Here is a 13,832-nt window from a genome sequence, read left to right on the forward strand (position 1 = left end):
AAGCGTGTTGATCGCCATGAACAAATCCGTAGGAAACACGGCGCGGTTGCTCGGCGCCGGGCTGCGGGCCCTGATCGTGCTCACGGTGATCTGTGGCGTGATCTACCCGCTCGCGGTGACGGGCGTCGCCCAGGCCCTGTTCAACAACAAGGCCAACGGCTCCGAGATCAAGGACGGCGGCAAGGTCGTCGGCTCCGAGCTCATCGGACAGCGTTACGACCTGCCGCTGAAGAAGGGCGAGGAGACCCCGGCGCCGGACCTGAAGTGGTTCCAGCCCCGGCCGTCCAACGGGCTCGGCGCGAACAGCGTGAACACGCAGTACAAGCTGATCCTGTCGGGTGCGACCAACCTGTCGGGCGACTCCGGGTCCATGAAGAAGGGCGACTCGGAGGTCTGCGACCCCAAGGCCGAGGAAGGGCTGTGCGCCCAGGTCAAGGCCGCGCGGGACGCCGTCATCAAGGACAACGAGACGGCCGACTACAAGGTCGGGGACATCCCGGCGGAGGCCGTGACGTCCTCGGGCTCCGGCCTCGACCCGCACATCTCGCCCGACTACGCCGACATCCAGGTCCACCGCGTCGCGGAGAAGAACGGCCTGGACGTCAAGCAGGTGCAGAAGCTGGTCGACGACCACACCGACGGCCGGATCCTCGGCTTCATGGGTGAGCCCCGGGTGAACGTCCTCAAGCTGAACATCGCGCTGAAGCACTTGGTGGCCGAGAAGGGCTGACCTTCTTCCGGCTGTTCACGGCCCGCGGTGGTTCGGTTCCCCGAACCACCGCGGGCCTTCTTCATGCCTTGACGGAAGTCTGGTCCGTACCTATGGTCACCGTTCAACACGCGTGTTCAGAAAGGCACTTGAGGTTCACATACACGAACGGATGGCCTCTTCATGGCGCCCACCCCCACCCCCACACGCCACCGCCGCAGACCACGCCCGGCCTTCCTCGCGGCCGCCGCCACCGCCCTCGTCGCCACCCTGCTCGCCTGGCCCGGCGGCGACCGCGCCGACGCGGCCCCCGCCGCCTTCGCGCACCCCGGAGTGACCGTCTCCAAGGGGCAGCTGGACTTCACCCGCGAGAAGGTGAACGCCGGCGCCCAGCCCTGGAAGGGCGCGTACGACCAGATGATGGGGAGCAAGTACGCCTCCCTCTCGCGCACCCCGAAGCCCCGCGCGATCGTCGAGTGCGGCTCGTACTCCAACCCCAACTACGGCTGCACCGACGAGCGCGAGGACGCGATCGCCGCGTACACCACCGCCCTTGCCTGGTACGTCACCCGTGACGAGCGGTACGCGAAGAAGTCGATCGAGCTGATGGACGCCTGGTCGGCCACGATCAAGGACCACACCAACAGCAACGCCCCGCTGCAGACCGGCTGGGCGGGCTCCTCCTGGCCCAAGGCCGCGGAGATCATCAAGCACACGTACACCGGGAACTGGGCGAACTCCGGCCGCTTCGCCACCATGCTCCGCAACGTCTATCTGCCGAAGCTCATCAACGGCTCGAACTCCAACGGCAACTGGGAGCTGTCGATGATGGAGGCGGCGGTCGGCATCTCCGTCTTCCTGGAGGACAAGGCGTCGTACGACAAGGCCATGGCGAAGTTCCGCACGCGCACCGCCGCGTACGTCTATCTGACCTCGGACGGCGCGCTGCCCAAGACCGTGCCGAGCCAGAACCTCGACACCCGCGACAAGATCGTCAAGTACTGGCAGGGCCAGGGCACCTTCGTGAACGGTCTCACCCAGGAGACCTGCCGCGACTTCACACACACGGGCTACGGCATCTCCGCGATCTCGCACATCGCCGAGACCAGCCGGATCCAGGGCCAGGACCTGTACGGCACGGACGTCGGCGAGCGGCTGCGGCACGCGCTCGGCTTCCAGGCCAAGTACGAACTCGGCGAGGCGCCGCCGAGCTGGCTGTGCAAGGGCTCGCTCGAGCGCGGCCTCGGGCCGGTCACGGAGGTCGGCTACAACGCCCTGCACAACCGTCTCGGGATACCGATGGACAACACCCAGCGGCTCACCGAGCAGAAGCGCCCGGCGGCCTCCAACAACCTGTTCGTCGCCTGGGAGACCCTGACGCACGGGGACAACCCGCGCTGACCCGGGCTCCCGGACCGCACCGGGGCCGCTCCGCCACGGCGGGGCGGCCCCGCCGTGCTGTCGCGGCCGAAAATCGTGTGTCGTGTCCCACAGCGGACGCAATCGAGGGCATCAGGGTTGCGTCAAGGAGCTTCAGGAAGGTCGGCCTCGTCCTCTTTGCCGCAAATATTGGCCGTAAGGTCGACGCTGCGTACACAGCAGTTTCAGGAAGACAATGGGGCCATGGCACGCGGCAAGCTTCGGATCTACCTCGGTGCGGCACCGGGCGTCGGCAAGACATACGCCATGCTCGCCGAGGCGCACCGACGTATCGAGCGCGGCACGGACTGCGTCGTGGCCTTCGTGGAGCACCACAACCGTCCTCGTACGGAAGTGATGCTGCACGGCCTGGAGCAGATCGCCCGCAAGGACCTGGAGTACCGCGGCTCGCAGTTCACCGAGATGGACGTCGACGCCGTGCTGCGCCGCGCCCCCGCCGTCGCGCTCGTCGACGAACTGCCGCACACCAACGTGCCCGGCTCGCGCAACGCCAAGCGCTGGCAGGACGTCGAGGAACTGCTCGAAGCGGGCATCGACGTCATATCCACCGTCAACATCCAGCACCTGGAATCGCTGGGCGACGTGGTCGAGTCGATCACCGGCGTCCGGCAGCGCGAGACGGTCCCGGACGAGGTCGTGCGCCGGGCGGACCAGATAGAGCTGGTCGACATGTCGCCGCAGGCGCTGCGCCGGCGGATGGCACACGGCAACATCTACAAGGCCGACAAGGTCGACGCGGCCCTCTCCAACTACTTCCGCCCCGGAAACCTCACCGCCCTGCGGGAGCTCGCGCTCCTTTGGGTGGCCGACCGGGTCGACGAATACCTCCAGCAGTACCGGGGCGAGCACAACATCCGCTCCACCTGGCAGGCGCGCGAACGCATCGTCGTCGGCCTCACCGGCGGACCCGAGGGACGCACCCTCATACGCCGCGCCGCCCGGATGGCCGCCAAGGGCTCCGGCAGCGAGATCCTCGCCGTCTACATCGCCCGCAGCGACGGCCTCACCGCGGCCTCGCCCAAGGAACTGGCCGTCCAGCGCACCCTCGTGGAGGACCTGGGAGGAACGTTCCATCACGTCATAGGCGACGAGATTCCGGCGGCCCTGCTCGAATTCGCGCGGGGCGTCAACGCCACCCAGATCGTCCTCGGCTCCTCGCGCCGCAAGTCCTGGCAGTACATCTTCGGACCCGGCGTCGGCGCGACCGTCGCCCGTGAGTCCGGGCCCGACCTCGACGTCCACATCGTCACGCACGGTGAGGTCGCCAAGGGGCGCGGGCTGCCCGTGGCGCGCGGCGCCCGGCTCGGCCGCTCCCGGATCATCGCTGGCTGGCTGGTCGGCATCGGCGGGCCCGCGCTGCTCACGCTGCTGCTCACGAGCATCGACGTGGACCTCGGTCTCGCGAACGACATGCTGCTGTTCCTGACGCTGACCGTGGCGGCGGCGCTGCTCGGCGGTCTGATGCCGGCCCTCGCGTCGTCGGCGTTCGGCTCGCTGCTCCTCAACTACTACTTCACCCCGCCGCTGCACCAGTGGACGATCTCCGACGCGAAGAACATCGTCGCGATCGTCGTCTTCGTGTCCGTGGCGATCTCGGTGGCGTCCGTCGTGGACCTCGCCGCCCGCCGCACCCATCAGGCCGCGCGGCTGCGCGCCGAGTCGGAGATCCTCTCGCATCTCGCGGGCAGCGTGCTGCGCGGCGAGAACAGCCTGGAGGCCCTCCTGGAGACGGTGCGCGAGACCTTCGCCATGGAGGCCGTGGCCCTGCTGGAACGCGAGAGCGACGTCACACCGTGGACCTGCGCCGGCAGCGTCGGCCCCCGCGCGCACGTCGGCCGCCCCGAGGACGCCGACGTGGACGTGCCGGTCGGCGACCACATGGCGCTCGCCCTGACCGGCCGCGTGCTGCCCGCCGAGGACCGCCGCGTCCTCGCCGCGTTCGCCGCGCAGGCCGCCGTGGTCCTGGACCGCCAGCGCCTGCAGTCCGAGGCCGACCAGGCCCGCACGCTCGCCGAGGGCAACCGCATCCGCACCGCCCTGCTCGCCGCCGTCAGCCACGACCTGCGCACCCCGCTCGCCGGCATCAAGGCCGCGGTGTCCTCGCTGCGCTCCGAGGACGTGGAGTGGTCCGAGGAGGACCAGGCGGAGCTCCTCGAAGGCATCGAGGCCGGCGCCGACCGCCTCGACCACCTCGTGGGCAACCTCCTGGACATGTCACGCCTGCAGACCGGCACGGTCACCCCGCTGATCCGCGAGATCGACCTCGACGAGGTGGTGCCGATGGCGCTCGGCGGCGTCCCCGACGGCAGCGTGGACCTCGACATCCCGGAGGCGCTGCCGATGGTCGCCGTCGACAAGGGCCTCCTGGAGCGCGCCGTCGCCAACATCGTGGAGAACGCCGTCAAGTACGCGCCCGAGGATGAACCCGTCTTCGTTTCGGCCAGCGCGCTCGGCGACCGCGTGGAACTGAGGGTCGTCGACCGGGGGTCCGGTGTCCCCGATGACGCCAAGGACCGCATCTTCGAGCCATTCCAGCGCTACGGTGACGCTCCACGTGGAAGCGGCGTCGGCCTCGGACTTGCGGTTGCCCGCGGCTTCGTGGAATCCATGGGCGGAACCCTCAACGCGGAGGACACTCCCGGTGGTGGCCTCACGATGGTGCTCACCCTGAAGGCGGCGGCCGGGCGACCGCCCGTCGTGCCCGACCTGACCGCCCAGATGACCTCATGACCGCCACCGCCGGCCGCGCACGTGGCACCGAAAGCCGCGTGAGCGGCGCTGACAAGCCCGAAAGGCAGGTAGGAATGACCCGGGTGCTCGTGGTCGACGACGAGCCGCAGATCGTACGCGCCCTCGTGATCAATCTGAAGGCGCGCAAGTACGACGTGGACGCGGCACCGGACGGCGCCACCGCCCTCCAGCTCGCCGCCGCCCGCCACCCCGACGTGATCGTGCTCGACCTCGGTCTGCCCGACATGGACGGCGTGGAGGTGATCAAGGGGCTGCGCGGCTGGACGCGCGTGCCCATCCTGGTCCTCTCGGCCCGGCACAGCTCGGACGAGAAGGTCGAGGCCCTGGACGCCGGCGCCGACGACTACGTCACCAAGCCCTTCGGCATGGACGAACTCCTCGCCCGGCTTCGCGCCGCCGTGCGCCGCGCCGAGCCCACCGGGGCCGGCGAGGACGACGTGATGGTGGACACCGAGGACTTCACGGTCGACCTGGCCGCGAAGAAGGTCAACCGCAACGGCCGTGACGTACGCCTGACCCCCACGGAGTGGCACCTCCTGGAGGTCCTGGTGCGCAACGCGGGCCGTCTCGTCAGCCAGAAGCAGCTCCTGCAGGAGGTGTGGGGCCCCTCGTACGGCACGGAGACGAACTACCTGCGCGTCTACATGGCACAGCTGCGCCGCAAACTGGAGGCGGACCCCGCGCACCCGCGGCACTTCATCACGGAGCCCGGGATGGGATACCGGTTCGAGCGGTAGCGAACGGGCATATGCACAGGTGAGCGCACCCATTGTGGGGGCGTCGGTGCCCACCGGTACCCTTCCGGTATGAGTGCTGTTCCTGGATCCGGCAAGCAGACCGGTCGCTTCCGGCGCATGCTCGACCGCCTGTCGTCCTCCCAGCAGGACCTGGAGTCGCAGGAGCTGCGCGAGGACGCGGAGACGGCCGGGTGTACGCGCATCGGCGACTGCCACGACCGCCAGATAGTCACGGTTACTGGTACGTTGCGCACGGTCACCCTGCGGCCGCGCGCCGGTGTCCCCGCCCTGGAGGCGGAGCTGTTCGACGGCTCCGCCGCGCTCGACGTCGTATGGCTCGGCAGGCGCTCCATCGTGGGCATCGAGCCGGGGCGCCGCCTGATCGCGTCGGGCCGGATCTCCATAGACCGAGGCCGCAGAGTGCTCTTCAATCCCAAGTACGAACTCAGACCGCTCGGACGGGAGTAGCCGGTGACGTCAGTCGACAAGCCGACCGACCAGGCCGTGGGGGAGCACCCCCCCGAAACGGACACCAGGGCTCTGACCCAGGCCGCGCTGTTCGACGCCTTCGGCGGAATCCGCGGCACGGTCGAGACGATGGTGCCCGGCCTGCTGTTCGTGCTGATCTACACGATCAACAAGGACCTGCACCTGTCGGCGATCGCGGCGCTGTCCGTCGCGGTGATCCTCGTCGTTGTCCGCCTGGCCCGCAGGGACACCGTGAAGCACGCCTTCAGCGGTGTCTTCGGCGTCGCGTTCGGCGTGGCCTTCGCCATGTTCACGGGCAACGCCAAGGACTTCTACCTGCCCGGCATGATCTACGGCACCGGCCTGGGCGCGGCCTTCTTCCTTTCCGCGCTCGTGGGCTATCCGCTGCTCGGCCTGCTCCTCGGCCCGGTGTTCCGCGAGAACCTCTCCTGGCGCACCCGCAACCCCGGCCGCAAGAAGGCGTACACCAAGGCGTCCCTGGCCTGGGGCCTGGTCTTCCTCGCCAAGTACGCCATCCTCTTCCCGCTGTACTGGTGGGCGGACACCGAGCAGCTCGGCTGGGTCCTGATCGCCCTGAAGCTCCCGCCGATGGTCCTCGCGGTGTACTTCACCTGGATCTTCCTGGCGAAGGCGCCGCCGCCGATCGACGTGTTCGCGGAGATGGAAGCCGCCGAGAAGGCGGAAGAGGAGCGCAAGGCCGCGGCCAGCTAGCCGCAGGCTTTACGCAGGTGGGGGCGCCCGGAACTCTCCGGGCGCCCCCACCTGCGTTGCCGTCTATCGGCCCTTCGGGCCTCGTCCTCAAACGCCGGACGGGCTGTCCCTTCGGGCCGAGAGCAGGTCCTCCAGCTGCTCCTCCCGCGCCTGCGCGGCCACGAACAGCAGCTCGTCGCCCGCCTCCAGGGAGTCGTCCGGCGTCGGCGTGAGGACGCGCGTGCCCCGGATGATCGTGACGAGCGAAGTGTCCTCGGGCCACTGGACGTCGCCGACGCGGGTGCCCGCGAGGGTCGACTCCGGCGGCAGCGTCAGCTCGACGAGGTTCGCGTCGCCGTGGCTGAAGCGCAGCAGCCGGACCAGGTCGCCGACGCTCACCGCCTCCTCGACGAGCGCGGACATCAGCCGCGGCGTGGACACCGCGACGTCTACGCCCCAGGACTCGTTGAAGAGCCACTCGTTCTTGGGGTTGTTGACGCGCGCGACGACCCGCGGGACGCCGTACTCGGTCTTCGCGAGCAGGGAGACGACGAGGTTGACCTTGTCGTCGCCGGTCGCGGCGATCACGACGTTGCAGCGCTGCAGCGCCGCCTCGTCCAGGGACGTGATCTCGCAGGCGTCGGCGAGCAGCCACTCGGCCTGCGGGACGCGCTCGACGGAGATGGCCGTCGGCGCCTTGTCGACGAGAAGGACCTCGTGGCCGTTCTCCAGGAGCTCACCGGCGATGGAACGGCCCACCGCGCCCGCTCCGGCAATGGCGACCCTCATCAGTGACCGCCCTCCTCGGGGCCTTCGGCGAAGGCCGCCTCGACCTTCTCGACCTCGTCGGTGCGCATCATCACATGCACCAGATCGCCTTCCTGGAGCACCGTCTGCGACGTCGGCAGGACCGCCTCGCCGAGCCGGGTGAGGAATGCGACGCGCACGCCGGTCTCGTCCTGCAGGCGGCTGATCTTCTGGCCGATCCAGGCGGCCGACGCGTGCACCTCGGCGAGCTGCACACCGCCGGTGGGGTCGCGCCACAGCGGCTCGGCCCCGGAGGGCAGCAGCCGGCGCAGCATCTGGTCGGCGGTCCAGCGGACCGTGGCGACCGTGGGGATGCCCAGGCGCTGGTAGACCTCCGCGCGCCGCGGGTCGTAGATACGGGCCGCGACGTTCTCGATGCCGAACATCTCGCGGGCCACGCGGGCGGCGATGATGTTCGAGTTGTCGCCGCTGGAGACCGCGGCGAAGGCACCGGCGTCCTCGATGCCTGCCTCGCGCAGGGTGTCCTGATCGAAGCCGACGCCGGTCACACGGCGGCCGCCGAAACCGGAGCCCAGGCGGCGGAATGCGGTGGGGTCCTGGTCGACGACGGCGACCGTGTGCCCCTGTTGTTCCAGGGTCTGCGCGAGAGCGGAACCGACTCTCCCGCAGCCCATGATGACGATGTGCACGTCGTTACCCCGCGCTCCTCATGGCCCTCGTGACCTGCATAAATGCCCTACTCATGACTCTCGCCCTCGGTGTTCCCCGTCATTGCTCGAGTCCACGTTAACGGCTTTGCCGTCAAGGCCAGGGGCCGAGTGCGCGTTCAGTCCACGGCGCGCAGCATGCTCTCCATCGACTGGACCCGGACATTCAGCTCGGTGAGCTGGGTGCGGATGGCTTCCTGCTGGGCCGTGGTGGCGTCGAGCGCCTTGCGGTAGCTCTCCATCGCTGCCGCGTACTCGCGGTCCCGCTCGCGGCTGCGCTCCGTCTGGAACTTGGCCACCGCGACGATTGCGCCGGCAAGGATCAGGAAGAAAGCGATCGGGATGATCGCGTCGCTCATTGGGGCGTCCCCTTTGGTGAGTGCTTTCCGGCTTCGCCCGACCTGTCCTGCTGGGCGTCCGCCTCGTCGAGGCGGGCAGCCGTGAGAATCGTATCGACGTTCAACTGCACGTCAAAGGGCGCCAGTTCGAAGTACTTGAGAGCCTTGCCGTCGTCGGAGAGCTCCAGCCTGCCGATCACAAGTCCGGCCTTCTCCAGGCGCTCCAGATGCATGTAGAGCAGCGGCCGGGAGACCCCTAGGCGGCGGGCGAGTTCGCTGACGTACAAGGATCCGGTGGCGAGCTCCGTGATGATCCTCAGGCGCTGCGCGTGTCCGACGGCCGCCAGAAAGGCCAGCAGCTCCTCGCTGTTCATGGCCTGCATGGCCCGCCTTCGCGCCGTCCCGAAACCTGTCAGCCAAGGCTTACGCATGGCTTGAACCACTGTCAAACCCTCCGTCCACCGGACTCTTCCCTTCCCCTCACGGATTCTCCCCTTCTGTGCTTTGTCATCTGACAGTTGACGTCTTCAGCCTTCACCTGTCAGTCTCAACTTACACATGAAGGTAGGAGGGTCGCTATGGCAGCGAGGGGGCCGGACATGGGGCGCGGCGCAAGGCAGTCGATGACGGTGCGGGTGGCGCGATGGAGCGCGCTGCACCCCTGGCGGGCGATCGTCGGGTGGTTCGTGTTCGTGGTGCTGTGCCTGGGCGCGGGCATCACGGCCGGGATGAATCAGGCGGCCTCGGAGGACTTCCGCGTCGGCGAGGCCGGGCGCGCCGAGGCCCTGGCCGCCGAGGGCGACCTCCAGATCAAGCCCCTGGAGCAGATCCTCATCAGCGCCGAGCCGGGCAGGCGCCTCGACGCACGCGCCGCCGACGCGGCCGTCGCGGATGTCACACGGCGCATGCGGGCCCTGCCCGAGGTCGCCGAGGTGCAGGCGCCCGTCCGCTCCAAGGACGGCAAGGTCGTTCGCGTCCCCGTGACCCTCAAGGGCCCGGAGCAGGAGGGCAAGAAGAACGTCGTCCCGCTCCGGGCAGAGACCGAGAAGGTCAAGAAGGCCCACCCGGACGTCGTGGTGGAGGAGACCGGCGCCGCGTCCGTGAGCAAGGGCGTCAACGACCAGCGCGGCAAGGACCTCGCGTTCTCCGAGATGATCACGCTGCCGGTGACACTGATCACGCTGGCCCTGGTGTTCGGCTCGGTCCTGATGGTCGGCGTACCGCTGCTGCTCGCCATCACCTCGATCATCGCGACCATGGGCCTGGCGATGCTCGCCTCGCACCTGCTGCCCGACACCGGCATCGGGATGAACATGATCCTGCTCATCGGCATGGCCGTCGGCGTCGACTACACGCTCTTCTACCTCAAGCGGGAGCGCGAGGAGCGGGCCCGCGCGGGCGGCAGGCTCTCCTCGGAGGCGCTTGTCGAGGCCGCCGCGGCGACGGCGGGGCGCGCGATCGTGGTCTCCGGCCTCGCCGTGATCGTCTCCACCGCCGCGCTCTACCTGGCCGGCGACGTCATCTTCGACTCACTGGCCACCGGCACCATCCTCGTCGTGGCCGTCGCCGTGATCAGCTCGGTGACCGTGCTTCCCGCCATGCTCGTCAAGCTCGGCAAGCGCGCGGAACGTCGGGCGGAGAAGCGCCGCGCCCAGGGCAAGACGGTGAAGGCCGACATCGAGAAGCCGCCGGGCCGCGTGTGGAACGCGCTGCTCACGCCCGCCCGCAAGTACCCCGTGGCCACCCTGTGCGTGTCGGTCCTCGTCATGCTCGGCCTCGCGCTGCCCGCCGCGACCATGAAGCTCAAGGACCCGGCCCGCGACAGCTTCTCCCGCGAGATCCCCGCCATGCAGGGCTACGACCGGATGCTCGCCGCCTTCCCCGACCTGCGCATCCGCTACCAGGTCGTGGTCGGCTCCGAGGCCGGACAGCGGGACCAGGTCGTCGGCGCGCTGCGCGCACTCGACCGCAAGGCGGCGGCCGACCCGCTGCTCGCCCGCCACGACAAGCCGGTGATCAAGACCTCCGGCGACGGCCGCGTCAGCACCCTGGAGCTGGGCGCCCGGCACGCCACGTACTCCGAAGAGGCCGTCGACGCCCTCGACCACATCCGCGACGACTACCTGCCCGCGACCGTCGGCAAGCTCGACGGCGTCGAGACGGGTGTCAGCGGTGATGTGCCGCGCGGTGTGGACTACGTGGAGCACCAGAGCGAGAAGCTGCCGCTGGTGCTCGGGCTGCTGCTCCTGATGACGTTCGCAATGACCGTGTACGCGTTCCGGTCGGTCGTCCTCGGACTGCTCGGCATCGGCCTCAACCTCCTTTCGGCCGCCTCCGCGCTCGGGCTGCTCGTGCTCGTCTTCCAGGGCGAGTGGGCCGAGGACCTGCTGTCCTTCGTCTCCCTGCACGGCATCTCCTCGCGCGTGCCGCTCTTCCTCTTCGTGATCCTCTTCGGGCTCTCGATGGACTACCAGGTGTTCGTCGTCAGCCGGATCCGCGAGGCCGCGCTGAACGGCGTGCCCACGCGGCAGGCCGTGATCGACGGCATCGCGGCCTCCGCCAAGGTCGTCACGAGCGCGGCGATCGTCATGGTCACCGTCTTCGCGAGCTTCGTGATGCTGCACATCCTGGAGATGAAGCAGATGGGCTTCGTGCTCGCGGTGGCCGTCCTGCTCGACGCCTTCGTGATCCGCGTCATGATCCTGCCCGCGGCGCTGCTGCTGCTCGGCCGGGCGACGTGGTGGCCGTCGAAGGCGGTGCGGCGGGCCGAGGAGCGACTGACCCGCGGGTACGCGGCCCCGGCCGGCGAGAGCGCGGAACCGCCGCTGGCGGGGGCGGGAACGGCCCGCGAGCGGTGAGCGGAGACGCGGCGCGCAGCCGCGAACGCTGAGTGGGCGGACCGGACGGTGCAAGCACGCCGCCCGGTCCGTCCACTCACCTTTTGAACATCTCTTTAAGCTTCTGGCCAGAAGCTCTTGACAGGTCCGGGGTACTGGGTGGGCGGCGCGCTGACGGAGCGCTTACGATCCTCTGCGTGTCCAAACTGACCGACGTGCCCAAACGGATCCTCATCGGGCGCGCACTGCGCAGCGACCGGCTCGGAGAAACGCTCCTGCCGAAGCGCATCGCCCTCCCCGTGTTCGCGTCCGACCCGCTGTCCTCCGTCGCGTACGCCCCCGGCGAGGTGCTGCTCGTCCTGTCCGTGGCAGGCGTGTCGGCGTACCACTTCAGCCCCTGGATCGCCCTCGCGGTCGTGGTGCTGATGTTCACCGTCGTCGCGTCCTACCGCCAGAACGTGCACGCGTACCCGAGCGGCGGCGGCGACTACGAGGTCGCCAACACCAACCTCGGGCCCAAGGCCGGTCTGACCGTCGCGAGCGCGCTGCTCGTCGACTACGTCCTGACCGTCGCCGTGTCGATCTCCTCGGGCATCGAGAACCTGGGCTCCGCCGTCCCCTTCGTCGTCGAGCACAAGGTGCTCTGCGCGGTCGCGGTCATCGTGCTCCTGACGCTGATGAACCTGCGCGGCGTGAAGGAGTCCGGCAAGCTCTTCGCGATTCCGACGTACGTCTTCGTGGCCGGCGTCTTCATCATGATCGCGTGGGGCGCCTACCGGGGCTTCGTCCTCGACGACACCATGAAGGCCCCGACCGCGGACTTCGAGATCAAGGCCGAGCACGAGGGCCTGGCGGGCTTCGCCATGGTCTTCCTGCTGCTGCGCGCCTTCTCCTCCGGCTGCGCGGCGCTCACCGGCGTCGAGGCGATCAGCAACGGCGTCCCCGCCTTCCGCAAGCCGAAGTCCAAGAACGCCGCGTCGACGCTGGCCCTGATGGGCGGCCTCGCCGTCACCATGTTCTGCGGCATCATCGGCCTCGCCATGGCGACCAACGTGCACATGGCCGAGAACCCCGCGAAGGACCTCCTCGACAACGGCGCCGCCCTCGGTGGCGACTACGTCCAGAACCCGGTGATCTCCCAGGTCGCCGAGGCCGTCTTCGGCAACGGCAGCTTCCTGTTCATCGTCCTCGCCGCGGCCACCGCGCTTGTCCTCTTCCTCGCCGCCAACACGGCGTACAACGGCTTCCCGCTGCTCGGCTCGATCCTCGCGCAGGACCGCTACCTGCCGCGCCAACTGCACACCCGCGGCGACCGCCTCGCCTTCTCCAACGGCATCGTGCTCCTCGCGGGCGCCGCGGCGCTGCTCGTCTGGATCTACGGCGCGGACTCCACCCGGCTGATCCAGCTCTACATCGTCGGCGTCTTCGTCTCCTTCACGCTCAGCCAGATCGGCATGGTCCGGCACTGGAACCGCCACCTGGCCACCGAGCGCGACCCGGGCAAGCGCCGCCACATGATCCGCTCCCGCGCGATCAACACCTTCGGCGCCTTCTTCACCGGCCTGGTCCTGATCGTCGTACTCGTCACGAAGTTCACGCACGGCGCGTGGGTGGCGCTGCTCGGCATGGTCATCTTCTACGCGACGATGAGCGCGATCCGCCGCCACTACGACCGGGTCGCCGGCGAGATCGCGGCGGCCGACGGCCCCTCCGACGACAGCGTGCGCCCCTCCCGGGTGCACTCCATCGTCCTCGTCTCCAAGATCCACAAGCCGACGCTGCGGGCGCTCGCGTTCGCCAAGCTGATGCGTACGGACACCCTGGAGGCCCTCAGCGTCAACGTCGACGCGGCCGAGACCAAGGCCCTGCGCGACGAGTGGGAGCGGCGCAACATCAGCGTGCCGCTGAAGGTCCTCGACTCGCCCTACCGCGAGGTCACGCGCCCCGTCATCGACTACGTCAAGTCGCTGCGCCGGGAGAGCCCGCGCGACGCCGTCAGCGTGATCATCCCCGAGTACGTGGTGGGCCACTGGTACGAGCACCTGCTGCACAACCAGAGCGCGCTGCGCCTCAAGGGGAGGTTGCTGTTCACGCCGGGCGTGATGGTCACGTCCGTCCCCTACCAGCTCGAGTCCTCCGAGGCCGCGAAGAAGCGGGCACGCAGGCGCCAGGAGTGGAACGCGCCGGGGGCGGTGCGGCGGGGGCCGGTGGAGAAGCGGGCCAAGGAGCCCAGCAAGTCGGGGAAGAAGGGGTAGCGGGCGTACGGGCGGGGGCGGCGTACGCGTCGCGCCCCCTCCCGGCCCCCTCCCTCCTGGCGGGCGGACGGGGGTCCGGCACGTAGACTGGACGGCTGGCGTCCGGCCGTC

12 protein-coding genes are annotated in these 13,832 nt (G+C 69.3%); 8 read left to right on the plus strand and 4 right to left on the minus strand.

From position 1 onward, the window contains the following. Positions 1-16: 16 nt before the first annotated feature. The 6 genes from IEY91_RS06670 to IEY91_RS06695 all read left to right on the plus strand — a co-directional run bounded on the left by IEY91_RS06670 (position 17) and on the right by IEY91_RS06695 (position 6,837). Positions 17-730, plus strand: a complete 714-nt coding sequence (locus tag IEY91_RS06670; RefSeq protein WP_189173217.1) for a potassium-transporting ATPase subunit C — start codon at positions 17-19, stop codon at positions 728-730. 162 nt (positions 731-892) lie between these two features. After that, positions 893-2,110, plus strand: a complete 1,218-nt coding sequence (locus IEY91_RS06675) for an alginate lyase family protein (RefSeq protein WP_189173218.1) — start codon at positions 893-895, stop codon at positions 2,108-2,110. A 222-nt stretch (positions 2,111-2,332) separates the two neighbouring features. After that, positions 2,333-4,879, plus strand: coding sequence for an ATP-binding protein (locus tag IEY91_RS06680; RefSeq protein WP_189173219.1), 2,547 nt, complete (start codon positions 2,333-2,335; stop codon positions 4,877-4,879). Positions 4,880-4,953: 74 nt separating this feature from the next. Next, positions 4,954-5,637, plus strand: coding sequence for a response regulator (locus IEY91_RS06685; RefSeq protein WP_164319589.1), 684 nt, complete (start codon positions 4,954-4,956; stop codon positions 5,635-5,637). 69 nt (positions 5,638-5,706) lie between these two features. Continuing rightward, positions 5,707-6,105, plus strand: a complete 399-nt coding sequence (locus tag IEY91_RS06690; protein WP_164319587.1) for an OB-fold nucleic acid binding domain-containing protein — start codon at positions 5,707-5,709, stop codon at positions 6,103-6,105. 3 nt (positions 6,106-6,108) lie between these two features. Then, on the plus strand, positions 6,109-6,837 hold the full coding sequence (locus IEY91_RS06695; protein WP_189173220.1) for a DUF3159 domain-containing protein: 729 nt from the start codon (positions 6,109-6,111) through the stop codon (positions 6,835-6,837). Between the two features lie 87 nt (positions 6,838-6,924). Here IEY91_RS06695 and IEY91_RS06700 read toward each other — a convergent pair whose 3' ends face one another. The 4 genes from IEY91_RS06700 to IEY91_RS06715 all read right to left on the minus strand — a co-directional run bounded on the left by IEY91_RS06700 (position 6,925) and on the right by IEY91_RS06715 (position 9,003). Beyond that, on the minus strand, positions 6,925-7,605 hold the full coding sequence (locus IEY91_RS06700; RefSeq protein WP_189173221.1) for a potassium channel family protein: 681 nt from the start codon (positions 7,603-7,605) through the stop codon (positions 6,925-6,927). Then, the gene (locus IEY91_RS06705) at positions 7,605-8,273 is read right to left on the minus strand and encodes a potassium channel family protein (protein ID WP_164319581.1); all 669 of its coding nucleotides are present in this window, start codon (positions 8,271-8,273) and stop codon (positions 7,605-7,607) included. Before IEY91_RS06705 ends, IEY91_RS06700 begins: the two co-directional genes overlap by 1 nt. Positions 8,274-8,410: 137 nt before the next feature. Beyond that, on the minus strand, positions 8,411-8,650 hold the full coding sequence (locus IEY91_RS06710) for a hypothetical protein (protein ID WP_189173222.1): 240 nt from the start codon (positions 8,648-8,650) through the stop codon (positions 8,411-8,413). Continuing rightward, positions 8,647-9,003 carry an ArsR/SmtB family transcription factor gene (locus IEY91_RS06715; protein ID WP_164319577.1) on the minus strand — a complete coding sequence of 119 codons (357 nt, stop codon included), beginning with the start codon at positions 9,001-9,003 and terminating at the stop codon, positions 8,647-8,649. The genes IEY91_RS06710 and IEY91_RS06715 overlap by 4 nt, the downstream gene beginning before the upstream one ends. 204 nt (positions 9,004-9,207) lie before the next feature. Here IEY91_RS06715 and IEY91_RS06720 point away from each other — a divergent pair, with 204 nt between their 5' ends. Next, positions 9,208-11,487 (plus strand): MMPL family transporter, encoded by a 2,280-nt coding sequence (locus tag IEY91_RS06720; RefSeq protein WP_229696751.1) that lies wholly within the window; start codon positions 9,208-9,210, stop codon positions 11,485-11,487. Positions 11,488-11,663: 176 nt separating this feature from the next. After that, positions 11,664-13,721, plus strand: a complete 2,058-nt coding sequence (locus IEY91_RS06725) for an APC family permease (protein ID WP_164319575.1) — start codon at positions 11,664-11,666, stop codon at positions 13,719-13,721. Positions 13,722-13,832: the final 111 nt, after the last annotated feature.

Origin of the sequence: Streptomyces lasiicapitis, assembly GCF_014646335.1 — a bacterium.
Lineage (GTDB): Bacteria > Actinomycetota > Actinomycetes > Streptomycetales > Streptomycetaceae > Streptomyces > Streptomyces lasiicapitis.

Excerpts from the sequence above, each read along its gene's own strand:
- IEY91_RS06670 (WP_189173217.1), top strand. The coding sequence starts at position 17 with ATGAACAAATCCGTAGGAAACACGGCGCGGTTGCTCGGCGCCGGGCTG.
- IEY91_RS06675 (WP_189173218.1), top strand. The coding sequence starts at position 893 with ATGGCGCCCACCCCCACCCCCACACGCCACCGCCGCAGACCACGCCCG.
- IEY91_RS06680 (WP_189173219.1), top strand. The coding sequence starts at position 2,333 with ATGGCACGCGGCAAGCTTCGGATCTACCTCGGTGCGGCACCGGGCGTC.
- IEY91_RS06685 (WP_164319589.1), top strand. The coding sequence starts at position 4,954 with ATGACCCGGGTGCTCGTGGTCGACGACGAGCCGCAGATCGTACGCGCC.
- IEY91_RS06690 (WP_164319587.1), top strand. The coding sequence starts at position 5,707 with ATGAGTGCTGTTCCTGGATCCGGCAAGCAGACCGGTCGCTTCCGGCGC.
- IEY91_RS06700 (WP_189173221.1), bottom strand. The coding sequence starts at position 7,605 with ATGAGGGTCGCCATTGCCGGAGCGGGCGCGGTGGGCCGTTCCATCGCC.
- IEY91_RS06710 (WP_189173222.1), bottom strand. The coding sequence starts at position 8,650 with ATGAGCGACGCGATCATCCCGATCGCTTTCTTCCTGATCCTTGCCGGC.
- IEY91_RS06715 (WP_164319577.1), bottom strand. The coding sequence starts at position 9,003 with ATGAACAGCGAGGAGCTGCTGGCCTTTCTGGCGGCCGTCGGACACGCG.
- IEY91_RS06720 (WP_229696751.1), top strand. The coding sequence starts at position 9,208 with ATGGCAGCGAGGGGGCCGGACATGGGGCGCGGCGCAAGGCAGTCGATG.